This is a genomic window from Plantactinospora sp. CNZ321 (genome assembly GCF_004217235.1).
Window position 1 is genome coordinate 3,940,341 of the sequence record NZ_SHKQ01000001.1, and the last position, 24,178, is coordinate 3,964,518.

The 24,178-nt window shown below is 71.4% G+C and carries 25 protein-coding genes and 1 riboswitch; of the genes, 18 read left to right on the plus strand and 7 right to left on the minus strand.

Annotated elements, in window-relative coordinates:
• Positions 1-15 precede the first annotated feature (15 nt).
• The 15 genes from EV371_RS17280 (at position 16) to EV371_RS17350 (ending at position 11,296) form a co-directional block, all read left to right on the plus strand.
• Positions 16-1,131 (plus strand): golvesin C-terminal-like domain-containing protein, encoded by a 1,116-nt coding sequence (locus EV371_RS17280; RefSeq protein ID WP_165436720.1) that lies wholly within the window; start codon positions 16-18, stop codon positions 1,129-1,131.
• 96 nt (positions 1,132-1,227) lie between these two features.
• Complete coding sequence (locus EV371_RS17285; protein WP_130462950.1) at positions 1,228-1,620, plus strand: DUF2267 domain-containing protein; 393 nt, start codon at positions 1,228-1,230, stop codon at positions 1,618-1,620.
• 376 nt (positions 1,621-1,996) lie between these two features.
• The gene (clsA, locus tag EV371_RS17290; RefSeq protein ID WP_130462951.1) at positions 1,997-2,638 is read left to right on the plus strand and encodes a cardiolipin synthase ClsA; all 642 of its coding nucleotides are present in this window, start codon (positions 1,997-1,999) and stop codon (positions 2,636-2,638) included.
• A complete protein-coding gene (locus EV371_RS17295) occupies positions 2,635-3,537 on the plus strand; it encodes a DUF881 domain-containing protein (RefSeq protein WP_130462952.1) in 903 nt (300 codons plus the stop codon). The genes clsA and EV371_RS17295 overlap by 4 nt, the downstream gene beginning before the upstream one ends.
• Positions 3,534-3,866: a small basic family protein gene (locus EV371_RS17300; RefSeq protein WP_107255823.1), complete on the plus strand. Its 333-nt coding sequence runs from the start codon at positions 3,534-3,536 to the stop codon at positions 3,864-3,866. Before EV371_RS17295 ends, EV371_RS17300 begins: the two co-directional genes overlap by 4 nt.
• A 56-nt stretch (positions 3,867-3,922) precedes the next feature.
• Positions 3,923-4,858 (plus strand): DUF881 domain-containing protein, encoded by a 936-nt coding sequence (locus EV371_RS17305; protein WP_486484947.1) that lies wholly within the window; start codon positions 3,923-3,925, stop codon positions 4,856-4,858.
• 68 nt (positions 4,859-4,926) lie between these two features.
• Complete coding sequence (gene gcvH, locus EV371_RS17310) at positions 4,927-5,307, plus strand: glycine cleavage system protein GcvH (RefSeq protein ID WP_130462953.1); 381 nt, start codon at positions 4,927-4,929, stop codon at positions 5,305-5,307.
• A gap of 213 nt (positions 5,308-5,520) precedes the next feature.
• A complete protein-coding gene (odhI, locus tag EV371_RS17315; protein ID WP_130462954.1) occupies positions 5,521-5,973 on the plus strand; it encodes an oxoglutarate dehydrogenase inhibitor Odhl in 453 nt (150 codons plus the stop codon).
• 152 nt (positions 5,974-6,125) lie between these two features.
• Positions 6,126-6,833, plus strand: a complete 708-nt coding sequence (gene ftsR / locus EV371_RS17320) for a transcriptional regulator FtsR (protein ID WP_130462955.1) — start codon at positions 6,126-6,128, stop codon at positions 6,831-6,833.
• Between the two features lie 269 nt (positions 6,834-7,102).
• Entirely contained in the window at positions 7,103-7,567 is a 465-nt protein-coding gene (locus EV371_RS17325) for a bifunctional nuclease domain-containing protein (protein WP_130462956.1), read from the plus strand.
• Positions 7,568-7,781: 214 nt separating this feature from the next.
• Complete coding sequence (locus tag EV371_RS17330) at positions 7,782-8,420, plus strand: MerR family transcriptional regulator (RefSeq protein ID WP_486484661.1); 639 nt, start codon at positions 7,782-7,784, stop codon at positions 8,418-8,420.
• Between the two features lie 102 nt (positions 8,421-8,522).
• Positions 8,523-8,747: a hypothetical protein gene (locus EV371_RS17335; protein WP_130462957.1), complete on the plus strand. Its 225-nt coding sequence runs from the start codon at positions 8,523-8,525 to the stop codon at positions 8,745-8,747.
• A gap of 202 nt (positions 8,748-8,949) precedes the next feature.
• The gene (locus EV371_RS17340; RefSeq protein ID WP_349337549.1) at positions 8,950-9,399 is read left to right on the plus strand and encodes a group I truncated hemoglobin; all 450 of its coding nucleotides are present in this window, start codon (positions 8,950-8,952) and stop codon (positions 9,397-9,399) included.
• A gap of 2 nt (positions 9,400-9,401) precedes the next feature.
• Complete coding sequence (locus tag EV371_RS17345; RefSeq protein ID WP_130462959.1) at positions 9,402-10,580, plus strand: globin domain-containing protein; 1,179 nt, start codon at positions 9,402-9,404, stop codon at positions 10,578-10,580.
• The gene (locus EV371_RS17350) at positions 10,577-11,296 is read left to right on the plus strand and encodes a DivIVA domain-containing protein (protein ID WP_130462960.1); all 720 of its coding nucleotides are present in this window, start codon (positions 10,577-10,579) and stop codon (positions 11,294-11,296) included. The genes EV371_RS17345 and EV371_RS17350 overlap by 4 nt, the downstream gene beginning before the upstream one ends.
• 81 nt (positions 11,297-11,377) lie before the next feature.
• On the opposite strand, the gene mgrA is transcribed toward EV371_RS17350, so the two are convergent.
• Positions 11,378-12,373, minus strand: a complete 996-nt coding sequence (gene mgrA / locus EV371_RS17355) for an L-glyceraldehyde 3-phosphate reductase (RefSeq protein WP_130462961.1) — start codon at positions 12,371-12,373, stop codon at positions 11,378-11,380.
• 322 nt (positions 12,374-12,695) lie between these two features.
• On the opposite strand from mgrA, the gene EV371_RS17360 reads away from it, so the two are divergent.
• Complete coding sequence (locus tag EV371_RS17360; RefSeq protein ID WP_130462962.1) at positions 12,696-13,379, plus strand: carbonic anhydrase; 684 nt, start codon at positions 12,696-12,698, stop codon at positions 13,377-13,379.
• Here the strand turns inward: EV371_RS17360 and EV371_RS17365 are convergent.
• Genes EV371_RS17365 through EV371_RS17385 form a run of 5 tightly spaced genes read right to left on the minus strand, consistent with a single transcriptional unit; the run spans position 13,365 to position 19,174 of the window.
• Positions 13,365-14,330: an ABC transporter ATP-binding protein gene (locus EV371_RS17365; RefSeq protein WP_130462963.1), complete on the minus strand. Its 966-nt coding sequence runs from the start codon at positions 14,328-14,330 to the stop codon at positions 13,365-13,367. The two genes, EV371_RS17360 and EV371_RS17365, sit on opposite strands and share 15 nt — an antisense overlap.
• Positions 14,327-15,589 carry an oligopeptide/dipeptide ABC transporter ATP-binding protein gene (locus EV371_RS17370; protein ID WP_207230523.1) on the minus strand — a complete coding sequence of 421 codons (1,263 nt, stop codon included), beginning with the start codon at positions 15,587-15,589 and terminating at the stop codon, positions 14,327-14,329. The genes EV371_RS17365 and EV371_RS17370 overlap by 4 nt, the downstream gene beginning before the upstream one ends.
• Positions 15,586-16,509 carry an ABC transporter permease subunit gene (locus EV371_RS17375; protein WP_130462964.1) on the minus strand — a complete coding sequence of 308 codons (924 nt, stop codon included), beginning with the start codon at positions 16,507-16,509 and terminating at the stop codon, positions 15,586-15,588. The genes EV371_RS17370 and EV371_RS17375 overlap by 4 nt, the downstream gene beginning before the upstream one ends.
• Positions 16,509-17,492, minus strand: a complete 984-nt coding sequence (locus EV371_RS17380) for an ABC transporter permease (RefSeq protein ID WP_130462965.1) — start codon at positions 17,490-17,492, stop codon at positions 16,509-16,511. Before EV371_RS17380 ends, EV371_RS17375 begins: the two co-directional genes overlap by 1 nt.
• Positions 17,493-17,500: 8 nt before the next feature.
• A complete protein-coding gene (locus tag EV371_RS17385; RefSeq protein ID WP_130462966.1) occupies positions 17,501-19,174 on the minus strand; it encodes an ABC transporter substrate-binding protein in 1,674 nt (557 codons plus the stop codon).
• A gap of 313 nt (positions 19,175-19,487) precedes the next feature.
• A riboswitch (glycine riboswitch) is annotated at positions 19,488-19,584 on the plus strand.
• Between the two features lie 80 nt (positions 19,585-19,664).
• Between EV371_RS17385 and gcvP the strand changes: the two genes are divergently transcribed.
• Positions 19,665-22,523 carry an aminomethyl-transferring glycine dehydrogenase gene (gene gcvP / locus EV371_RS17390; RefSeq protein ID WP_130462967.1) on the plus strand — a complete coding sequence of 953 codons (2,859 nt, stop codon included), beginning with the start codon at positions 19,665-19,667 and terminating at the stop codon, positions 22,521-22,523.
• Positions 22,524-22,578: 55 nt separating this feature from the next.
• Here the strand turns inward: gcvP and EV371_RS17395 are convergent, their stop codons facing one another.
• Positions 22,579-22,779, minus strand: coding sequence for a DUF5999 family protein (locus EV371_RS17395; RefSeq protein WP_101365960.1), 201 nt, complete (start codon positions 22,777-22,779; stop codon positions 22,579-22,581).
• Between the two features lie 122 nt (positions 22,780-22,901).
• Here EV371_RS17395 and EV371_RS17400 point away from each other — a divergent pair, with 122 nt between their 5' ends.
• Positions 22,902-24,107 (plus strand): chorismate-binding protein, encoded by a 1,206-nt coding sequence (locus tag EV371_RS17400; RefSeq protein ID WP_130462968.1) that lies wholly within the window; start codon positions 22,902-22,904, stop codon positions 24,105-24,107.
• Positions 24,108-24,178: the final 71 nt, after the last annotated feature.

Below are 24,178 nucleotides of genomic sequence, written 5' to 3' on the forward strand. Positions count from 1 at the left end.
CCTGGAGGCCCAACCGTGACCGGCAACCCCCTGTCCCGCCGCGACGTCGTACGCGGCGCCGTCTTCCTCGGCGTCGGCGCCGCCACCGCAGGCCTGTCGATCGCCGAGGCAGCCCCGGCGCTGGCCGCTCCCGACGAGGCCGCGGCGCTCGCGGTACCCGTCCCCACCATTGCCAGCTGCGCCACCTGGGGCGCCCGATCGCCGGGCTCGCTCAGCGTGATCTCGTCCTCGCCGGACAAGATCGTGATCCATCACACCGCCGGACCGAACAGCACCAACTACACCCAGTCACACGCGTACGCGATGGCCCGCAGCATCCAGAACTTCCACATGGACGGCAACGGCTGGTCCGACTCCGGGCAGCACTTCACCATCAGCCGGGGCGGCTACATCATGGAGGGCCGGCACAACAGCCTCTCCCGGCTGCGCGCCGGCAGCGGCATGGTGGTCGGCGCGCACTGCCCCGGCCAGAACGACAAGGGCATCGGGATCGAGAACGAGGGCACCTACACCAGTGCCACCCCGCCGGGCGCGCTCTACGACAGCCTGGTGCAGTTCTGCGCGTACATCTGCGACCAGTACGGCATCGCCGCGTCCCGGATCTACGGGCACCGGGACTACTACGCCACCGCCTGTCCGGGCAACGTGCTCTACGGCATGCTTCCGCAGCTGCGTGCCGACGTCGCGGACGCGCTCGACGGGGGCACCCCCACCCCGCCGGCGTTCAGCGCGATCGTGGACAACACCACCAGCGACCGGTTCACCGCCAGCGACAACTGGCGTACCTCCTCGTACGCCGCCGAGCGGTACGGTGCCGACTACCGGTACGCCGACCCGGCCGCGATCAGCGACGCGGCCTACTACAAGGTGAACATCCCGGAGGAGGGAACGTACCGGATCGACGCCTGGTACCCGGGCATCGCCGGCTACAACACCGCTACCCCGTACATCGTGCTGGCCAAGGGCGGTAACCAGACGGTGATGGTGGACCAGAGCACCGGCGGCGGGACGTGGCGGTCGCTGGGCACCTTCGTGCTGACCGCCGGGGACAAGGACGTGGTCGGGGTGAGCCGGTGGAGCGGCGCCGCCGGGTACGTGATCGCCGACGCCGTCCGGGTAACCCGGGTCTGACCGGTCCTGACCGACTGTCCGGATACCCGCCGGAGGCGCATTATCGGCCTGCCGGCGGGTATCGGCGTACCGGAGGCCGGATACGGGGGTGGGGGAGTGCGGTACGACGAGTTCGTCGCCAAGGTGCGCGACCGCGGCGAGTACGCCGATCCGGCGGAGGCGGAGCGGGTGACCCATCTGGTGCTCGGCATCCTCGCCCAACGGTTGCATCCGGACGAGGCCGAGGACCTGGCCGCGCAGTTGCCGGGGCCGCTGGCCGCGACCCTGATCTCGGCGGGTCAGGGCGCCGCGGGCGCCTTCGGCTCGCGGGAGTTCCTGGCCCGGGTCGCCACCGGGGCGGGCGCGTCCGCCCGGACCGCCGAGTGGGACGCCAGCGCGGTGCTGTGCACCGTCGCCGAGGCGATCTCCGGCGGTGAGCTGAACGACGTGCTGACCCAGCTGCCGTCCGGGTACGCCGTACTCTTCGGACGGGCCGGCCTGAGCGGCTGACCAGCCCGTTCGCCCCATTCCACCGCGCCCATTCCACCGCGCCCGATCCGAACCAGCCCGCCCCAGGACGCCGGCAGAGCTTCGAACTAGCATCCTAGGATGCGCTACGCGGAGTGCCTCCGGTCACACCGCGACTCTGGAAACCCCCAGACACCGGACACGGACGGCCGTGCCAAAACCGGGCCGGATATAGTGGCACGGCAATTGAGCAGCCACGGGAGCCGAATCCGCCGCAACCGGGCTGCGTCAGGTGCCGTCACTCGTCCGGGATGCGTCAGGCGCCGCCCGGGGGAGATGTCGGTCGGAGCGCGCACCGGTTTCTGGACCGTCCTCCGCCATCGTGCGGACGCCGGACCGTGGCGCGGAGGGAGGTTCGGTGTCGCGTCGGCCGGCGCGGGCGAATGACGCCCAGCCAACCGATGACGTGACCGCCAGCCCCGCCGGCTCGGCGGGGCGCATCCTCACCCTCCCCAACCTGATCAGCTTCGTACGTCTGCTCGGCGTACCTCTCTTCCTCTACCTCTTCCTGGTCGTCGAGGCGGATGTGGCCGCCGTGGTCGTGCTCGCCGTCGGCGGCATGAGCGACTGGGTCGACGGCTTCGTCGCCCGCCGGCTGAGCCAGGTCAGCCGGCTCGGCGAGCTGCTCGATCCGGTGGCCGACCGGCTGTACATCCTGGCCACCCTGATCGCGCTGACCGTGCGTGACGTGGTCCCGTGGCAGTTCACCGTCGCCCTGCTGGCCCGGGATGTCGTGCTGACCGCCAACCTCGGCGTGCTGCGCCGCTTCGGTTACCGGCCGCCGCCGGTGCACTATCTGGGCAAGACGGCGACGTTCGTCCTGCTGGCCGCTTTTCCGGTGCTGCTGCTCGCCGCTACGGTGCCGGGGGCGGCGGTCGCTGCCGGGGCGATCGGCTGGGGGCTGGCGCTGTGGGGGCTCGGCCTCTACTGGTTGGCCGGCGGGCTCTACGTGATCCAGGCGGGTCGGCTCGTCCGGGCGGCGCGGGCGGAGGTGGGATGACCGGGCAGGACAGGCGGACGTACGCCGCCGACTTCCTCACCGAGCTGTTCCACAACCCCCTCGATCCCGGGTATGCCGACGCGGCCGAGCGGCGGCGCCGCGCTGTCCCGGCGACCGGATGGCGGCGGTCCGCGCCCCGGGCGGTGACCCTGGTGACGCTGGTCCTGCTGGGGCTGCTGCTCGCGATGGCCTATCGGGAGACGGTGGCGGCGGAGCCGAGTCGCAGTAAGGCGCGGGCCGGCCTGGTGGCGCAGATCAAGCAGCGGGAGGCCGAGAACGCCGCGCTGACCGAGCAGGCCGATCGGCTGCGTGCCGAGGTGCTCCGGCAGCGGGACGCCGCGCTGTCCGGCAGTGCGGCCGCGAACCTGCGGAACCTGGAGGCGGCGACCGGATTGGGCCGGGTGCGCGGTGACGGTCTGGTGGTGCGGGTGGCGGATGCGCCGGAGAAGTCGGACGGGGTCACGGGTGTCGGTGGGACGAACCTCGGCCGGGTGCTCGACCGGGACCTGCAGGACATCGCGAACGCGTTGTGGAGCGGTGGGGCGGAGGCGGTTTCGATCAACGGGCAGCGGCTGACCGCGACCTCGACGATCCGGGCGGCGGGGGGTGCGATCCTGGTCGACTTCAAGCCGGTGATCGGTCCGTACGAGGTGTCCGCGATCGGTCCGGGCCAGTTGGAGCGACGTTTCCGGGACAGTGCGGCGGCCCGGTTGCTGGACAGCGTCTCCGAGAAGCATGGGATGTCGTTCGAGTTTCGTAAGGTTGACGACCTGACTCTGCCGGCGGCGACGGAGCCGCAGTTGCGCTTTGCCACACCCTCGCCCGAGCCGACCGCGGCGCCGTCCGGGTCGTCGACGGGCCGTGGGGGGTCCCCGAGCCCGCTGGGAGGCGGCCGATGATCGCTGTGCTCGCATTGCTCGCCGGGGTGCTGCTCGGCGTCTGGCTGGATCCGACGGTGCCCTCGGCGCTCCAGCCGTATCTGCCGATCGCCGTGGTGGCGGCCTTGGACGCGGTGTTCGGCGGGGTGCGGGCCAAGCTCGACGGCATATTCGACGACAAGCAGTTCGTGATTTCGTTCATCTCGAACGTGCTGGTGGCCGGGATCATCGTCTACCTGGGTGACCAGCTCGGCGTGGGTGGGCAGTTGTCCACCGGTGTCGTGGTGGTGCTCGGTGTCCGGATCTTCGGCAACGTGGCGGCTATTCGCCGGCACCTGTTCCGGGCGTAGGTTCGACGGCGATGACAGGAGCAGGAGCGAGCGAGCGGGACGAGGCGGGGCAGCCGGTGCCGGGTGCGTCGCCGGCAGGGTCGGCCTCGGGTACGCCGGATCTGCCCGACGGTGTGCCGGAGCAGCCGGATTCGGAGCCTGGTTCGGCGGGGCCGACCGAGGAGGCGTTCGGGCCCGTCGGGGTGCCGACGGTGCCGTCCGAGGACGGGCCGACGGTGCCGTTGCCGTCCGAGGAGGAGACGGTGCCGATCCCGGCGCCGGAGCCGGCCGGGCCGATGTCGCCGGTGCGCCGGTTGCTGCCCCGGCTGACCACGGCGAACCTGATGATCGGGGTGCTGCTGGCGCTGTTGGGGTTCAGTCTGGCGGTGCAGTTGCGGATGAATTCCACGGATGCGTCGTTGGCGACGGCTCGCCAGGAGGACCTGGTGCGGATTCTGTCGGATCTGGAGGCGCAGGAGGAGCGGGTCCGGCAGGACATCGCGGGGCTGGAGGAGAGCCAGCGGCAGTTGAACTCCGGTGCGCAGGGGCGGCAGGCGGCGTTGGACGAGGCGACCCGGCGGGCCGACGAGTTGGGCATCCTGGCGGGGACGTTGCCGGCGCGGGGGCCGGGGTTGACGGTCAGTTTCATGCCGGTGAGCAAGCCGATCGCGGCGTCGCGGCTGTTGGACGCGGTGCAGGAGCTGCGGGGCGCGGGGGCGGAGGCGATGCAGATTTCCGGCGGTGACGGTGCGACGGTGCGGATCGTGGCGTCGACGTACTTCCTCGACTCGCAGGGTGGCATTTCGGTGAGTGGACGGCGGTTGACCGGACCGTACATGATCACGGTGATCGGCGATCCGAAGACGATGCAAACCGCACTGAACATCCCGGGCGGGGTGGTGGCATCGGTCAGTGGGGACGGCGGTAACGTGGCGATCCAGGAGCGGGAGATGGTCGACGTGTCGGCTGTCAGCCTGCCGAAGGATCTGCAACATGCGCGGCCGGTCTCCTGACCGGGCGCGGTCGGGGCGGCGAGCGGCGTCCCGGACATTGGCTGGTGCGATGAAGAAGGACGCGTCTGGTGATTCCTGAGGACCTGCGGTACACCGTCGAGCACGAGTGGGTGGCTGGCGACGGCAGCGGACCGGTGCGGGTGGGCATCACCCACTTCGCCCAGGACGCGCTGGGCGACATCGTGTATGTCCAGCTTCCCGACGAGGGTGCGACGGTGCAGGCCGGCGAATCGTTCGGCGAGGTCGAGTCGACCAAGAGTGTCTCGGAGCTGTACGCCCCGTTGACCGGTACGGTCGTGGCGCGCAACGAGCAGCTCACGGACACTCCCGAGGTGATCAACACCGACCCGTACGGCTCGGGGTGGCTGGTCGAGATCGCGCCCGATGACGGGTCGGTGGTGGCCGGTTTGCTCACGGCCGAGGCTTATCGGGAGCTGACCGAGAGCTGATCGTGGTGACGCCGTCGCGTGGTTGTGTCCGCGCGTCTGGTTGCCCTGTATTTCGGCGCTGGCTAGGCTCGCCCAGTCGACCGAGAACCATTAGTTGCGCGTTGCGGAAATGCCTTCCCTGGCACGGGGAGCCAGCCGCTGGGCCTGGGAAGGGCCCGGCGGCCAGACCCGTCACACCCGACGCCGACCGAACAGATCCGTGAGGTGGTCCCAATGACGCGCCCAGACGACGAGTTCCCCCCACTCGACGTCACATCGACGCTGAACCTCGGTTCTCTCGACGAGATGTTGGAGGGGCCGGAGACGGACGTCGTGCCGAGCCGGATGTCAGGTTCGCTGCCTCCCGGCATGGCGTTGCTGGTGGTTCGGCGTGGTCCGAATGCCGGCGCCCGGTTCCTGCTGGACCACGATGTGACGACGAGTGGCCGGCATCCGGACAGTGACATTTTCCTGGATGACGTCACGGTGTCCCGTCGGCATGCCGAGTTCCACCGGGATGGTGGCACGTTCACCGTCCGGGACGTGGGCAGCCTGAACGGGACGTACGTGAACCGGGAGCGGGTCGAGGCAGCGACGCTGAGCAGCGGTGACGAGGTCCAGGTCGGGAAGTTCCGGCTGGTCTTCATCGCCGGCCCGCGCGCGGAGGAGGGGGCCGTCCGGGGGTGAGTGAGCGTGCGGCGGCGGCTGTTCCCGGGCCGGGGGCGGTCGCGCGGGGCCAGCCACCGAACCTTTTCCCACCTGAATCGCGCGGCGCGCGTCCTTCGACCTCCGCCCGTGGTCATGACGGACCGCAGGGGGAGGCGGAAAAGGGTTCGCTGATGAGTATCGGCGAGGTGCTGGCGCAGCTTCGGGTGGAGTTTCCCGATACGACCATTTCCAAGCTGCGCTTTCTTGAGTCTGAAGGGCTGGTCGAGCCGCAACGCACGCCGGCCGGTTACCGGAAGTACAGCTGGGACGATGTGGCGCGGCTGCGGTTCGTGTTGACCGCTCAGCGGGATCAGTACCTGCCGTTGCGGGTGATCCGGGAACAGCTCGCTGAGGCGGGTCGGGACGGGTTGCCGGGGGCGGATCGGCATCGGCCGTCGTTGGTGGCGGTGGGGCCGGACGGTGAGGTGCCGGGTCGGGAGCCGGCCGTCGGGGTCGGTGAGTCGTCGGAGACCCGGCTGGACCGGGCCGAGTTGTTGTCCCGCAGTGGGCTGGGCGAGACGTTGCTGGCCGAGTTGGAGCGGATGGGGCTGGTGGTGTCGCAGCCGCCGGGCTGGTACGACGCGGATGCCGTGGTGATCGCGCAGGCGGTGGCGGGGTTGGCGGCGTACGGGCTGGAGCCGCGGCATCTGCGGGGTTACCGGACGGCGGCGGATCGCGAGGTGGGGTTGTTCGCCCAGTTGGTGGCGCCGTTGGCGCGGCAGAGCGATCCGGCGGCGCGGGCGCGGGCGGCGGAGGCGGCGCGGGAGCTGGTGGGGCTGTCGCAGCGGCTGCACGCGGCGCTGGTCCGGGTGGGGTTGCGGGGGACGTTGGGTCGGTGACCGTGCGGGTCGGTGCGGGGGTGGCCGTCGGCGGGGATCCGGGGGTGGCCTGGCCCACTCGGCCGGCAGGAAAGATCTGCGGCGGTGGGCGTGGCGTACGCTTCCCGGGGTATCCCGTGTGGTGCGGCGGCTGCGGGCGGCGCGGGTGGGGCGGTGTTATCCGAGCCCGTGTACCGTGCAGGGAAGGGGCATACCGGCCCCGGCGGCGGGTAGCATCGGCCGCCGCAGGACGGTGGTGGGGAAGACACGACGGCGACACGGAGGCGGCGGTGCGCGAGCTGAGCGTGGTCGGGGTTCGGGTGGAGCTACCCACCAACCAGCCGATCGTCCTGCTCAGAGAGGTCGAGGGCGACCGTTATCTGCCGATCTGGATCGGTGCGGTGGAGGCTACCGCGATCGCCTATGAGCAGCAGGGGGTCAAGCCGGCCCGTCCGCTGACCCATGATCTGCTTCGGGACATCCTTGCCGCGTTGAAGGCACCGCTGCGGGCGGTGGAGATCGTGGAGTTGAAGGAGAACGTCTTCTATGCCGATCTGCTGATCGGGGATGGTCTGCGGGTGTCGGCCCGGCCGTCGGACTCGATCGCGTTGGCGTTGCGGGTGGGCGCGCCGATTCGCTGTGCGGAGCAGGTGCTCACCGAGGCCGGGATCATCATCCCGGACGAGCAGGAGGACGAGGTGGAGAAGTTCCGGGAGTTCCTGGAGCAGGTCCGGCCGGAGGACTTCGCCGGCTGACCGGCTGCCGCTGCTGGGGGCCGCCGCAGGCGGTGCGGTCTCTGACCTGGGGTAACGATCGATTCGCCGTGGGGTAACCCTGCGGTGATCCTTGTGTGCGGCGTGTCGCGGCATTTCCTGCGGGGGAACCCTCCAGTCGGCCTATAGGGTTGGCCTGTCGAGGGGTGCACGTCCCGGAAACGACGTGTCACCGCACGGGCGGGGAGGTTGTCCGATGCATGAGCCACAGGACCCTGATCCGGGTAGGTCGAACTCTCAGGGCATGGATCAGCGGCACGTCGACGGGCCTCCCCGGGTAGCGGAGGATCACCCGGTCGCCGGGTCGTCGGTGGAGGACGGCGCGGTCGGCTATCGGGGTGTGACGGCGTGCCACGCAGTCGGGATCAGCTACCGGCAGTTGGACTACTGGGCGCGGACGGCGCTGGTGGTGCCGAGTGTGCGGGACGCTTCGGGGTCGGGGACGCAGCGGCTCTACTCGTTCCGGGACCTGGTGGTGCTGAAGGTGGTCAAGCGGCTGCTGGACGCGGGGGTGTCGCTGCAGAACATCCGGCGGGCGATCGACGCGCTGCGGTCGCGTGGGGTGGCGGATCTGGCCGGCATCACGCTGATCTCGGATGGGACGACGGTCTACGAGTGCCGGTCTCCGGAGGAGGTCGTCGATCTGCTGCAGGGTGGGCAGGGGGTGTTCGGGATCGCGATCGGTGGCGCCTTCAAGGAGGTTCAGGGCTCGCTGTCGCATCTGCCGGCGGAGCCGGCCGGGGGGATGCCGTTGGCCGGGGAGTCGGCGGAGTCCGTGGCGGTGGAGGCCGGTGACGAGTTGGCCGCCCGGCGGGCCCGGCGTCGGGCGGGTTGATCCGCGGGTCCGGCTCCGACGGTCCGGTCGGGGTCGAAGCGGGCGCGGCAGCGCGGTCGCGGCGGCCGGGGTCGTGTTGATCGTTATCGGATAATCGACGGTATGTCGTCTGCTTCCCGGCGGCGTCGGTCTGCGCTGGTGCTGGCTGCGCAGGTGGATCCGGACGGGTCTGGTGACCGGAGCTTCCACATCGAGCGGACGGTCACGGTGTTCCTGGGGCCGGCCGAGCCGGGGGTCCGGGACGCGTTCACCGGCTGGCGGGCCACCGGGCCGGCGTTCGTCGCTCTCCGTGACCGGGGTGGCCGGGTTGGCGTCCGATGGGGATGATGGTCCCGATCGAATCGAGCTCGATAACTGCCGAGCCGGTTTGGGTCTGGATGACACCGATTCGAGTTGGATGACACGGTACGGGTGGGCGCGGTAGGGTTCCCACCCGGTGTCGCCCGCCGGCCATCCGCCCGCCGGGCCGGCACTGTCGGTGCTAGACCCCCACATGCCGCGCGATTCTCGTCGCGCTGGAAGGAAGACAGTGACGGATCCACGTGACAGCGCCGTGTCGTCCCCTGTGGACGGCGCCACGACCGCCGGTGACGCTGCGGCGGCCGGCCCGACGCACTACGAGCGGATCGGCGGGGCGGAGTCGGTCAGGGCGGCCGTGCGGCTGTTCTACGACCGGGTGCTCGCCGACCCGGAGTTGGCCGGCTACTTCACCTCGGTGAACATGGAGGAGCAGCGGCGGCACATGGTGCTGATGCTGACCGTGGTGCTCGGCGGGCCGAACAACTACGCCGGGCGGGGCCTGGCGGAGGCGCACCAGCCGTTGAACATCCCGGACGAGCACTACGCCAGGGTCGGTGCGCATCTGGTCGACACCCTGACCGGGCTCGGTGTGCCGGACGACATCCTGGACGACGTGCGGGCGACGTTGGGTTCGGTGCGCGACCAGGTGGTGTCGAGCGGCACCTCCGCAGGCGTCTGACCGTGGATGTCGCTCGTCTCAGGCAGAGCTGGCACCTGGTCTCCGGACACGGCGACCAGGTGCCGCTCTACTTCTACTCGACGCTGTTCCTGGCCCATCCCGACGTGCGGCAGATGTTTCCGACGAACATGGCGGGCCAGCGGGATCGGTTGGTGACCGCGCTCGGCCACATCGTCTCCCATGTGGACGAGGTGGACCAGCTCGTCGGGTTCCTCTCCTCGCTCGGCGCCGACCACCGGAAGTTCGCGGTCCGGCCGGAGCATTATCCGGCGGTCGGGGAGGCGCTGCTGGCGACCCTGGCGCACTTCCTCGGCGAACACTGGACCGAGGAGTTGGCCCAGGAGTGGGCGGCGGCGTACGGGCTGGTCGCGAAGGTGATGACCGATGGTGCGGCGGCGGCGGAGAACGTCAGCCCGCCGTGGTGGGTGGGTGAGGTCGTCGCGCACGAGCCGCGGTCGTTCGACATCGCGGTGCTGACGTTGCGTCCGCAGTACCTGCTGCCGTTCGAGGCTGGCCAGTCGCTCGGGGTGTCGAGTCCGGCGGCCCGGGCGTGGCGGTACTACTCGCCCGGGAACGCGCCGCGGCCGGACGGCACGATCGAGTTGCACGTGCGGGCGGCGCCCGGTGGGGCGGTCAGTTCCCGGCTGGTGTATGGCACGAGCGTCGGTGATCAGGTGCATCTGGCGGCCCCGGTGGGGGAGCGGCTGACGTTGCGCCGGGCGTCCGGCGGGGCTGATCTGCTGCTGTTGGCGAACGGCACCGGCTGGGCGCCGTTGAAGGCGCTGGTGGAGCAGGTGGCGGCCGAGGGCGGTGGCCGGCGGGTCGACGCGTACGTCGGCGCCCGGTCCCGTGTCGAGTTCTACGACGTGGACGCGACCGAGAAGCTGGTGGCGTCGTACCCATGGTTGCGGGTGACGTACGTGGTCAATGCCGACCCGTCTCGGCCCGGAGAGTTCATCCAGGTGGTGGACCGCGCCCTCGCCGACGGCGACTGGCGTGACCGGCACGTCTTCGTCTGCGGCTCCGATCCGATGGTGTCGGGTGCGGTCGCCGGGCTGACGCAGGCGGGTTACCAGGCCGGGCAGCTGCACTACGAGGCGCTGGGTGGGCAGTGGTATTCGCCCGGGCGGCGGATCGGCGGGGCGCAGGAGCATCGGCCGGCAGACGGAGGTATGCAGTGAGTGCCAGCCCGATCAGCGAGTACGACCGTGCCACGGCGTCGCCGGGTCCGCGTCCCCGGGCCCGGATCACGGCGGACCGGGTGCGGCGGTGGGATTTCAGCACCTCGTCGTTCACCCGGCGCGGCTACGACGACCGGGAGGTCGACCGGTTCCGGCATCAGGTTGCCGACGAGTTGGACCTGTTGGCGACCCAGTTGGCGGATCTGCGGGCGGAGAACCAGCGGCTGCACGACCATGTGGAGCTGCACCGCCACGGGGTGCTGCCGAGCGCCGACAAGCGGCCGCAGTTGCCGGGGGCGAAGGAGGTCAACCTGCTGTCGGCGGCGCAGCGGGAGGCGGAGCAGATCATCGCCCAGGCGCACGACTACGCTCGCCGGGTCGCCGAGTACGCGCGGGTGCAGTACGAGAACTATCTGCGGGCGGCGGCCGAGGACGCCCGTAACGAGGCGGAGCGGGCGGTGCAGGACTATCGGGCGTCGGCCGGGTCGCGTTTCGACGACACGGTCGCGACCCGGGAGGCGCTGCGGATTTTCGGCGAGATGATGATCTCGCACATGCAGGCGGCGGCCCGGCAGCTCGACGACGGCTGTGAGCATCTGGCCCGCACCATGGACCGGATTGTCCGGGAGGCGGGTCCGGGGGTCGGCGAGGCGACGCCACCGAGGGGCGCCCGGCCGGCCCTGACGCCGCGTACGGAACCGCTGCGGCAGGTGTAGGTGTTGCCCGCCCCACCCGGCCCGTCGGTGTGCCGGGTGGGGCGGGCCGGTGACCGGGTGCGGTCCGGCCCGGTGCGGCGGTCAGCCGGCGGTCAGCTGGTCGCCGATCTCGGCGAGTTCGCCGTCGGTGAGGGTGAGGTTGTCCAGCGCGGCGACGTTCGTCTCCAGCTGGGTGACGCTGCTCGCGCCGATGATCAGGCTGGTCATCCGGGGGTCCCGCAGCGCCCAGGCGAGCGCGAGCTGGGCCAGCGACTGGCCGCGTCGCTCGGCAATGGCGTGCAGCGCCCGTACGGTGGCCATGGTGGCCTCGTCGAGGTCGCCCTCGTTGAGGAAGACGCTGGTGCGGACCCGTGAGTCGGCCGGGATGCCGGCCAGGTAGCGGTTGGTGAGCAGGCCCTGGGCGAGCGGGCTGTAGGCGATGCAGCCGGCGCCGACCTCTTCGAGGGTGTCGAGCAGCCGGTCCGCCTCGATCCACCGGTTGAGCATCGAGTACGACGGCTGGGAGATCAGCAGTGGCGTACCGAGCCGCTGCAGGATCGTCGCGGCCTTCCGGGTCTGTTCGGAGGTGTAGTTCGACAGCCCGACGTAGAGGGCCTTGCCGGCCCGGACGACCGCGTCCAGGGCCGCCATCGTCTCCTCCAGCGGAGTGTCGGGGTCGGGGCGGTGATGGTAGAAGATGTCGACGTAGTCGAGGCCCATCCGGCGCAGCGACTGGTCCAGCGACGAGACCAGGTACTTGCGGGAGCCCCATTCGCCGTACGGCCCGGACCACATGTGGTAGCCGGCCTTGGTCGAGATGATCAGTTCGTCGCGGTACGGGCCGAGGTCGGCGGCGAGGGTCCGGCCGAAGTTCTCCTCCGCGGAGCCGGGCGGTGGGCCGTAGTTGTTGGCCAGGTCGAAGTGGGTCACTCCGAGGTCGAACGCCCGGCGGCAGATCTCGCGTTGCGACTGCCACGGCCGTTCGTCGCCGAAGTTGTGCCACAGGCCGAGTGAGATGGCGGGCAGCCGCAGGCCGCTGCGGCCGGCCCGGCGGTAGGTCATCGAGTCGTAGCGGTGCTCAGCGGCAAGGTAGGTCACGGTCGCCACCCTATTGGAGCCGGTCTGCCGGATGGACCGCGTCACGTGGGATCTCGGGGCACCGCCGCCGCGCTGGACCTGGCGGCGGTCGGGATCCGGTCCGCCGCGTGGCGGCCGGTCGGGGGTGGGCGGCGGGCCGTAGCCTGTCCGTAACGCGGGTGTCGCGGCCGAGGGGTCGCCGCCGATGTTCCGTCGATCACGGCCGGCCGCATCCGGCTGGGGTGGCGGGTTGTTTCGTGGTTATCTGATCCGTACGCGTCAGGTCGCCGACGACGTCGGCCTCGCTTCACCACCTGTGGTGGTGCCGTCGAAAGGGGACGTCATGGCATACCAGGACCACCGGCCCGCCACTCCCAGCGAGGCGCTCGACGAACTGTTGGCGGGTAACGAGCGGTTCGTCGCCGGTACCCGGATCCACCCGCACCAGAACGCCGAGCACCGGGCGGTGGTGGCGGCGGCACAGCGGCCGTTCGCGGTGGTGTTCGGCTGTTCCGATTCGCGCCTCGCCGCCGAGATCATTTTCGATCGGGGGCTCGGTGACCTGTTCGTGGTTCGCACGGCGGGACATATCGTCGGCGTGGAGGTGGCCGCGAGCCTGGAGTACGGGGTCGCGGTGCTCGGTACGCCGTTGGTCGTGGTGTTGGGGCACGACTCCTGCGGTGCGATCCAGGCGACCCGGGCCGCGATGGCCGGCACCCGGTTGCCGGGGCGGGAGCTGGGGACGATCGCCGAGCGGGTCACGCCGAGCATCTGGCAGGCGTCCGCCCGGCAGATCACCGACGCCGACGAGATCGGCGCCATCCACGTGCGGCGGACCGTCGAGATGCTCACCCGGCCGGGCACCGAGCTGGCCGACGCGGTGGCCGCCGGCCGGTGTGACGTGGTCGGCATGTTCTACCGGCTGGCGGACGGCCGTGTCAGCGTGCTGGACGCCGAGCCGGCCGAGGCGCTGCCGCCGACCGCGCCGAGTCAGGGTGCGCAGCGGGCCGCGTCAGGGCTTTCGTAGCCAGCACCGGGCCATGTGCCCGGCGGCGACCGGGAACTCCGGCACGTCGGTGCGGCAGACCTCCATCGCGGCCGGGCAGCGGTCCCGGAACAGGCAGCCGCCGGTGTCGGTGGTCGGCTGCTGCCCGCCGCGCAGCGCCCGCAACCCGCCCGGGGCGGCGGTGCGCGGCCGGCCGGGATCCGGGGCCGCCGACGCCAGCAGTTGGGTGTACGGGTGTGCGGGTCGCAGGATCACCTCGTCGCTGGGACCGGACTCGACGATCTGACCCCGGTACAACACCATGATCGACGAGGCGAAGTAGCGGGCGGTGGCGAGGTCGTGGGTGACGTACAGGACGGCGAGTTCCTCTTCCCGTTTGAGCCGGTCGATCAGGTTGAGGATCTCCAGCCGGATCGACACGTCGAGCATCGACACCGGCTCGTCGGCGAGGAGGATCCGGGGGCGGGGCGCCAGGGCGCGGGCGATCGCGACCCGCTGCCGCTGCCCGCCGGACAGCTCATGCGGCAGCCGGCCGGCGACCTGGTCGGCCGGGGTGAGGTTGACCCGGGCCAGCAGGTCGTGTACGGCCGCCCGCACGTCGGGGGCGGTCCGGGCGACCCGGTGCAGGCGCAGCGGCCGCCGCAGGTGGTATTCGACGGTGTGTGCCGGGTTCAGCGACCCGAACGGGTCCTGGAAGACCATCTGCACGTCCCGGCGGTAGCGGCGGACCGCCCGGCGGTCGGCGGCCACCGGGGTGCCGTCGAGCCGGATCTCGCCGCCGGTCGGCCGGGTCAGCCGGACCAGCATCCGGGCGATCGTCGACTTGCCGCTGCCGCTCTCGCCGACCAGCGCCACCGTCTGGCCGGAACGTAGTTCGAAGGAGACGTCGTCGACCGCCCGCAGGGTGCGGCGGTGCCGCCCGTCCCGCAGCGGGAAGTGTTTGCTCAGGTGACTGACTGTCAGCGTGGTCACCGGTCGCCACCTCCGGTCGGCGGCTGCGGCGCCGCGTCGTCGCCGACCCGGGCCGGGTCGCTGCCGGCCGGCCGCGGGTCGCCGTCGGCCGGCGCACCGGCGTCGCCGGCCGGGGGCGGGGCGGTGCCGCGTGGGGCCGGGACGCCGGGTTGCGCCGCCCCGATGCGGTGCCCCGCGGGCGGCGGTGCCGGGTCGTTCGGGCCGAACCGGCCGGCCCGCAGCGCGGCCGGTGGACCGTCCGGGCGCAGTGCCGGGTCGTAGTGCAGGCAGGCGGCCCGGGTGCTGCCGGCGGCCCGCAGCGGCGGGTCGGCGCGGTGGCAGGCGTCGAAGACGTACGGGCAGCGGGCCGCGAACGCGCAGCCGGTCAGCGGCCGGGACAGGTCCGGTGGGCTGCCGGGAATACCGTGCAGTACGGTCCGTTCGCCGCGCAGGCTCGGGAAGGAGCGCAGCAGCCCGACCGTGTACGGGTGGGCCGGCGCGGCGTGCAGCTCGGCGGCGGGGCCGTACTCGACGATCCGGCCGCCGTACATGACGGCGAGCCGGTCGCTGATCTCCAGCAGCAGGGACAGGTCGTGGGTGATGAAGACGACCGCGAAGCCGAACCGGGCCCGGAGCCGGTCGATCTCGCTCAGGATGTCGCGCTGCACCACCACGTCCAGCGCGGTGGTCGGCTCGTCCATCACCACCACGTCGGGGCGCAGCGCCATCGCCATGGCGATCAGCACCCGCTGGCGCATCCCGCCGGAGAGTTCGTGCGGGTACGCCGAGAGCCGTTCCGGGCCGATTCCGACCAGGTCGAGCAGTTCCCGGCAGCGCTGCGCCCGTTCGGTGCGGCGCAGGTCGGGGCGGTGCGCGGTGAAGACGTCGGCGAGTTGCCGGCGGACCGACAGCACCGGGTTGAGGGCGTTCATCGCTCCCTGGAAGACCATCGCGACCCGGTTCCACCGGAACCGGCGCAGCGCCTCGCCGTGCAGTGTCGACAGGTCGAGCGACGGGCCGTCGGCGGGGTGGAAGACGACGTCGCCGGAGGTGACCCGGCCGGGGGGCTTGAGCAGCCGGGTGATCGCGTAGGCGAGGGTGGACTTGCCGCAGCCGCTCTCGCCGGCGATGCCGAGCACCTCGGCCCGGGCCAGGTCGAAGCTGACGTCGCGGACCGCGTGGACCGGGTCGGCGCCGTCGTAGACGACGCTCAGGTCGCGGACCGACAGCACCACGTCGGTGTCGGTGCTCGCCGGTGGGGGTGTGGTGTCGAGGGTCATGCCGGTCCGGTCCGTCGGGGGCGGCGGGGGACCCGCAGCCTCGGGTTAATCAGCTCGTCCAGACTGAAGTTGATCAGTGCGAGTCCGGCGCCGACCAGCGCGATGCAGAGCCCGGGTGGTACGAACCACCACCAGGCACCCTGGGACAGCGCCTGGGAGTTCTGCGCGAAGTACAGCATCGTGCCCCACGAGCCGGAGCCGCCGAGGCCGAGGAAGGCCAGCGCGGCCTCGGTGAGGATGCCGCCGATGACCGCGAAGACGAACTGGGCGGCGATCAGCGGCAGCAGGTTCGGCAGGATCTCGAAGGTGACGATCCGCCAGCCGGGTTCGCCGCTGACCCGGGCGGCGTCGACGTAGTCGCGGGAGCGCAGCGACAGGGTCTGGGCCCGCAGTACCCGGGCGGAACCGGCCCACGCGGTGATCGAGACGATCAGGGCGATCGCCAGCGCGCCCCGGGTCTGCACGTAGTCGGTGATCAGGACCACCAGCGGCAGGCCGGGCAGTACCAGGAAGACGTTGCTGACCAGGGAGAGGCTCTCGTCGGCGGGTCCGCCGGCGTAGCCGCCGAGGACGCCGACCAGCACCGAGGCGACGGTGGCGAGCACCCCGACGACCAGGCCGACCAGCATCGAGCCGCGGGTCGCGGCGACGAGCTGCCGGAACACGTCCTGGCCGGTGGTGGTGGTGCCGAGCAGATGGTCGGCGGAGGGGCCGAGCAGCCGGTCGTCGCTGACCAGGTTCGGGTCGCCGACCAGCGGCGGGCCGAGCACGGCGACCAGGGCGAAGAACCCGACGACGGCCAGCCCGGCGACGAGTTTGCGGGAGCGCAGCAGGCCCCGCCAGCGAGGCCGGCGGGTCGGCACCACCACCCCGGGTACGACCTCGCCGGTGACGTCGCGCGGAATCTCGATGGTCGCCATCAGCCGGCCTGCCGGGTACGGGGGTCGATCACCGCGTAGAGCAGGTCGACGACGAAGTTGGCGCCGAGCACGGCCAGCGAGATGACCAGGAAGATGCCCTGCAGCAGCGGGTAGTCGGCGTTGGCGACCGCGGCGACCAGGCTCATCCCGACGCCCGGATAGGAGAAGACGATCTCGGTGGCGATGGAGCCGCTGACCACGAAGCCGAGGGTGATGGCGAATCCGGCGACGCTGGGCAGTACGGCGTTGCGTGCCGCGTACTGGATCATGATGCGGCGTGGCCGTAGCCCCTTGGCCTCGGCGGTCAGTACGTAGTCCTCGGCCATCGTGGAGACCATCATGTTGCGCATCCCGAGCAGCCAGCCGGCGACCGAGGCGAGCACGATCGAGGCCGCCGGAAGGATTCCGTGGTAGATCGCGCTGCGTATGAACGGCCAGTTGAACCCGATGGTGGTCTCGTAGCTGTAGCCGCTGTTGAGCGGGAACCAGCCGAGCACCCCGCCGAGCAGGTAGAGCAGCACCAGGGCGAGCCAGAAGTACGGGATGGCGGCCAGGAAGGTGGTGGTCGGCACCAGCGCGTCCAGCCAGGTGCCGCGGCGCCAGCCGGCGAGGGTGCCCAGGGTGATCCCGAGCAGCACGCTGAGTACGGTGGCGATGCCGACCATCACCACCGTCCACGGCAGGCTCTGGCTGAGCACCTTCGACACCGGAGTCGGATAGTAGGCGACGGAGAGCCCGAACTCGCCGCGCAGCAGGTTGCCGAGATAGCCGAGGTACTGCTGCCACAGCGGGTCGTCGGAGACCCCGAACTGGAGTTCGAGGGCGCGGCGGGCCTCCGGCGCCATCGGCGTCATGTTCTGGGTCTTGGCCAGTACGGCGTCGACCGGGTTGCCCTTGATCAGCCGGGGGATGAGGAAGTTTCCGGTGACCGCCGCCCAGACCGCGACCAGGTAGAACAGCGTCTTGCGCCGCAGGTAGCGCATCGGGTCGCTCAGCCGGCCGGGGTGAGGTTCTTGGCCACGATCCCCATGTCCGGCCCGTTGTACGGGGTGGTCAGCGCGTAGTGGTTCTCCTCGGTCGGGAAGTTGCCGAGGTTCTCGGTGCGGTACTCGATCAGCGAGGCGGACTGCTGGATCGGGATGTAGGGCAGCTCCTCGACGATCACGTCCTGGATCTTGAACAGTTGTTCCCTGATCGCGTCCCGCTGCTGCGGCGGGGTGGTTTCCATCGCCAGCAGTGCCGCGTCGACGGCGGCGTTGCGGAAGCGGCCGTAGTTGGAGCCGGCCTGCTGGCCCAGGGGTGCGGTCCGCTTGCTGGAGAACGCCCGGCTGTACCAGGAGTACGCGGTGCCCTCGCTGTACAGGTTGGTGATGATCATGTCGAAGTCGCCGGTCTGCTGGTCGGTGGAGAAGGCGGTGAAGGAGACCTCCTGGGTCTTCAGTTCGATTCCGACCGACTTCAGCGACTGGGTCATGATCTGGAGCGCGGAGATGTAGTCGTTGTAGCCCTGCACCACCTTGACGGTGAAGGAGAGCCGCCGGCCGGCCTTGGCGTAGATCCCGTCGGCGCCCTTGGCCCAGCCGTCCTGACGCAGGGTCTGCTCGGCTCGGCCCGGGTCGAACTCCAGCTTGCGGTCCCGGTACTCCGGCTTGATGTAGTCGTCCCAGAGCGGTCGGGGCAGCTGCGCCGGGCTGGCCTGCTTGCCGTATCCGGAGAAGGCCAGCCGGATGATCTGCTCACGGTCCAGGGCGAGGCTGATCGCCCTGCGCACCGCGGCGCTGTCGAACGGCGCCCGGTCGAGGTTCGGGATCAGGTTGGTCAGATAGAGCTGGGACTCGTTGATGTACTTGTTGTGCTCGGGATCCTTGCTGACGTACTGCTTGTCGATGTCGGCGATGAACGAGCCGGCCCAGTCGAGCTGGCCGGCGGCGAGCGCCGCGATCGCGCTGTCCGCGCTGGCGAACTGGTGGAACCTCATCCCCTTGATCTTCGGCTTGCCCGCCTCCCAGTAGTTCGGGTTGCGCTCGAAGACGTAGTTCTGCTGGCTGAACGAGGCCAGCGTGAACGCGCCGGTACCGACCGGTTTCTCGTTGGTGAAGGCGGACGGGTCGGCGATGGCCGACCAGATGTGTTCGGGCACGATCCAGGTCCGGCCGGCGATCAGGTTCAGCCGGGTGTAGACGCCCTGGCTGAAGGTGACCGAGACGTGCGTGGGGTCGGCGGCGACCGCCTCGACGATCGGCAGGCCGTTCTGGTTCACCTTCGGGTTGTCCCGGATCAGGTTGAAGGTGAACGCCACGTCCTCGGCCGAGAACGGCTTTCCGTCACTCCACCTCACCCCCTCCCGGATGGTGAAGTTCAGCCGCCGGCCGTCGTCGGCGAACTCGTAGGCGGTGGCGAGCTGCGGCTGCACGTCGTCGGCCCGGGCGGCGTTGAAGTAGAGCAGCGTCTCGTAGAGCACGCTCATCGTGCCGGCGACGCTGTTCTGGGAGAACGGGTTGAAGTTCGGCACGAACCCGGCGTTCGCCCCCGAGAAGACGTTGATGATCTTTCCCTCGGCGCCGGTGGACCGGTCGCCGTCGTCGCCGCAGCCGGCGGTCACACCGACGGCCAGCGTCGCCGTGGCCAGCGTCGCGAGCAGCCGGCGGGCGAGGGTGGGGCGCATCTTGCCTCCCGGGTCGGGGGATGTCGGACGGGTTGGCACCGGGTGTCCGGGTCGGGTGAGATCGATGACAACACCGAACCGGTTCAGAGTCAATAGACAACAAACGATTGCTGTCGACCCACCGTGGCGGGCTGAGAGCGGCAGTCGATCAGGCAGCCGGCGCGGGGCGGTCGCGGCTGCGGGCGCTTAACCGGTTCCGCCGCTGCCGCCGGTCGAGCGCCTCTCCGGCTGGCCGGGGAGACTCATGGCGATCAACGAGGTGTGGTCGAAACCCGGCGGAAACCCGGGCACTGGTACCGTTGCCAACGCCGACAACACTCGCGAGCGAGAGATCGTCCGGGCCGCCCGGGCGGCGCCGAAGGGGCAAATCCTCCCCGGAACCTCTCAGGCAAAAGGAGCCCGCGGGCAGGCGACTGTGGAGCGCCCGCAACGGTGCGGAGCGTGACAGAGGGGGAGGTTGCAGCGTCGACCTCGCCCGGGAGTGTCCCCCATGACCACAGCGCAGTACCCCACCCGCGACGGCGGGCAGTTCGCCGACCGGCACATCGGTCCCGACGCCGACGCGATGCGCCGGATGCTGGAGACCGTCGGCTACCACTCGATCGACGACCTGATGGACGCCGCGATCCCCGAGGCGATCCGCTGGACCGGCAGCCTCGACCTGCCGCCGGCCGCCACCGAGCAGGAGGTGGCCGCCGAACTGCGCGCACTGGCCGCCCGGAACACCGTCGCCGTCTCGATGATCGGACTCGGCTACTTCGGCACCCACACCCCGGCGGTGATCCGCCGCAACGTCCTGGAGAACCCGGCCTGGTACACCGCCTACACGCCGTACCAGCCGGAGATCAGCCAGGGTCGGCTGGAGGCGCTGCTGAACTTCCAGACCATGGTCACCGACCTGACCGGGCTGGCCACCGCGAACGCCTCCATGCTCGACGAGGGCACCGCCGCGGCCGAGGCGATGACGCTGGCCCGTCGCGCCGCCCGGAACAAGAGCAGCGTGTACGTCGTCGACGCCGACACCCTGCCGCAGACCCTCGCCGTACTCCGCACCCGGGCCGAACCGCTCGGCATCGAGGTCCGGGTCCTCGACCTGCGCACCGAGCCGCTGCCGGAGGAGTTCTTCGGCCTGCACCTGCAGTATCCGGGCGCCTCCGGCGCGGTCCGCGACCACGCCCCGCTGGTCGGGGTCGCGCACGCCACCGGGGCGCTGGTGACGGTCGCCGCCGACCTGCTCGCGCTGACCCTGCTGCGCCCACCCGGCGAGATCGGCGCCGACATCGCCGCCGGCACCACCCAGCGGTTCGGCGTACCGATGGGCTTCGGCGGCCCGCACGCCGGCTACCTGGCGGTCCGGGCCGGCCTGGAGCGGATGCTGCCCGGCCGGCTGGTCGGGGTCTCCCGGGACGCGGCCGGCGACCCCGCCTACCGGCTGGCGTTGCAGACCCGGGAACAGCACATCCGCCGGGAGAAGGCGACCAGCAACATCTGCACCGCCCAGGTCCTGCTCGCCGTGATGGCCAGCATGTACGCCGTCTACCACGGCCCGGCCGGGCTGCGGGCGATCGCCGAACAGACCCACCGGCGGGCGGTCGGCCTCGCCGCCGGGCTGCGCACCGTCGACGGCGTCGAGGTGGTGCACGAGGCGTTCTTCGACACCGTGCTGGCCCGGATCCCCGGTCGGGCCGCCGAGGTGGTCGCGCAGGCCGGACGGCGCGGGATCAACCTGCGGCTGGTCGACGCCGACCAGGTCGGGATCGCCTGCGACGAGACCACCACCGAGGCGCACCTGGCGGTGGTCCGGGACGCCTTCGGCGCCGTCGCCGGACAGGTCGTGACCCCGCCGGCCGCGGCGCCGTCGTCCGCGCTGCCGGCCGACCTCGCCCGGACCAGCGACTACCTGACCCACCCGGTCTTCCGGTCACACCACTGCGAAACCGCGATGCTGCGCTACCTGCGCCGGCTCGCCGACCTCGACTACGCCCTGGACCGGGGCATGATCCCGCTCGGCTCCTGCACCATGAAGCTGAACGCCACCAGCGAGATGGAGCCGATCAGCTGGCCCGAGTTCGCCGACGTGCACCCGCTCGCTCCGAAGGAGCAGACCGCCGGCTACCGCGACCTCGTCGCCACCCTGGAGGGCTGGCTCGCCGAGGTGACCGGCTACGACGCGGTCAGCGTGCAGCCGAACGCCGGCTCGCAGGGCGAACTCGCCGGCCTGCTGGCGATCCGCGCCTACCACCGCGACCGGGGTGAGGGGCACCGGAACGTCTGCCTGATCCCGTCCTCGGCGCACGGCACCAACGCGGCCAGCGCGGCGATGGCCGGGATGCGGGTGGTGGTGGTCGGCTGCGACGCCGACGGCGACGTCGACCTGGCCGACCTCGACCGCAAGATCGAGGCGCACCGGGACACCCTCGCCGCGATCATGGTCACCTACCCGTCCACGCACGGGGTGTACGAGGGCGGTATCGCCACGCTCTGCGCCCGGGTGCACGACGCCGGCGGCCAGGTGTACGTCGACGGCGCCAACCTCAACGCCCTGCTCGGATACGCCAAGCCGGGCCGCTTCGGCGCCGACGTGTCGCACCTGAACCTGCACAAGACGTTCTGCATCCCGCACGGCGGCGGTGGGCCCGGGGTCGGCCCGGTGGCGGTCCGCGCCCACCTGGCGCGCTACCTGCCCGGCGACCCGTTCGGGTCGGACCGGCCGGCGATCTCGGCGGCCCGATACGGCTCGGCCGGGATCCTGCCGATCCCGTGGGCGTACCTGCGGCTGATGGGGCCGGACGGGCTGCGCCGGGCGACCGGGGTGGCGGTACTGGCCGCCAACTACGTCGCGGCCCGGCTGCGCGGCCACTATCCGGTGCTCTACGCCGGCAACAAGGGCCTGGTCGCGCACGAGTGCATCCTCGACCTGCGGCCGCTGACCAAGGCGACCGGGGTCAGCGTCGACGACGTGGCGAAGCGGCTGATCGACTACGGCTTCCACGCCCCGACGATGTCGTTCCCGGTCGCCGGCACCCTGATGGTGGAGCCGACCGAGAGTGAGGACCTCGCCGAACTCGACCGATTCTGCGACGCCATGATCGCGATCCGTGCGGAGATCGACAAGGTCGGCTCGGGTGAGTGGCCGAGCGGGGACAACCCGCTGGCCAACGCGCCGCACACCGCGGCGATGGTGACCGGCGACGAGTGGCCGCACCCGTACCCACGGTCGCTGGGCGGCCATCCGGGCGGGGTCGACCGGCGGACGAAGTACTGGCCGCCGGTGCGCCGCGTCGACGGCGCGTACGGCGACCGGAACCTGGTCTGCGCCTGCCCACCCCCGGAGGCGTTCGAGAACTGACAAACGACCGACCGGCCGGCACACCATGCGCCGGCCGGTCACATTGAGTGATGAATCAGCCGACCAGGGCGTGCCGGGCCGGACCGCGGTGCGGCGCTATGGTGCTGCCGTCGGGCAGCAGCTCGCCGGTGTCCTCGAAGAGGATGACGCCATTGCAGAGCAGGCTCCACCCCTGCTCACGAAAGCAGGCGAGGACGCGGGCCGCCTCCCGGTCGGTCGCTTCGGCGGAGGGGCAGGTCGGTTCGTGCTGGCACATCGGGGTCTCCGGACTATGGGGCGGTGTGGCATGGTTCACATGACCAGTGACGGACGGTACCCCTTCACGCCCAGTAATGACGAGCGGGTATCCGTCTCTGACCGGAAGAATCCACTTTTCGGATGAGGCAGATCGAGCCGTACGTCGTGGAAGCGCTCCCATTCGCGTCGCCGCCGGGAGCGCCCGCCGGCTGCGTACCCCGACTCGTCGAACACGACCGGCTGCAGTGCCGGGCCGACGGCCCGGACGACCCGGCCACGCTGCTGGAGGAGTTTCTCGCCGGCCACGGCCTGCCGGTACGCGACCTGACCCGCCCCGGCGTGCACCGCCCGACGGACACCGTCTGCGGCGCCGCCGTCTTCGTCTCCGCCGCCGCCGGCGCCCGGATGGTCGGCGCGGCCCCCGGCCCGGCCAGCCCGGCACCGGCCGTCCCCGACCTCGTCGCGGTGGTCTACCGGCACGGCACCGCCCCGGCGACCGGCCACCCCCGGCACCGCACCGACGGCTGGGAACTCGGCCCCTGGACTGAGAGCTGGACGCCACGTCGGCACGCCGACGCGGTCCGGCGGGCCCGGGACGCCATCGCCGCCGGCGACATCTACCAGGTCAACGTCGTCGGCCACGGCTGCGCCCGGTACACCGGGGACCCGCTGCCGGCGCTGCGCCGACTGGCCCGGCTACCCGGCGCCCGGTACGGCGGCGTGCTCACCGGCGCCGGCTGGGCGATCGGCTGCGCCTCCCCGGAGACTCTGGTCGAGGTCGCCGACGGCCGCGTCTACACCAGGCCGATCAAGGGCACCCGACCGGCGACCGGTCCCGGCCGGCGGGAGCTGCTGGAGTCCGCCAAGGAACGCGCCGAACACGTGATGATCGTCGACCTGGAACGCAACGACCTGGCCCGGATCGCCCGTACCGGCACCGTCCGGGTCGACCGGCTCTACACCATCCGGCGCTGGTCCGACCTGTGGCAGGCCGAGTCGACCGTCTCGGCCACCATCGCCGACGGACGAGGGCTGGCCGACCTGCTCCGCGCGGTGTGCCCCGGCGGGTCGGTCACCGGAGCACCCAAGCTCGCCGCGCTGGCCCAGATCGCCGTCCTGGAACCCGTCGGCCGGGGCGCCAGCATGGGCGGGCTCGGCTGGATCGGCCCGGACCGGATCGACCTGGGGCTGACCATCCGGACCGCCGCGGTCGACGCCGACCGGGTGCACGTCTGGGCCGGCGGCGGCATCACCTGGGGCAGCGACCCGGCGGCGGAGGTCGCCGAGGCGGCCGCCAAGTCCGGCCCGGTCCGGGCCATCCTCGCCGACCCGCACCGGAGCCGCTGACGTCGCCGACCCGCGGCAGCTCCGGTGCGTGCGACTGACCGTCACCGGCCCGCAGCGGTTCCACCGCGGCG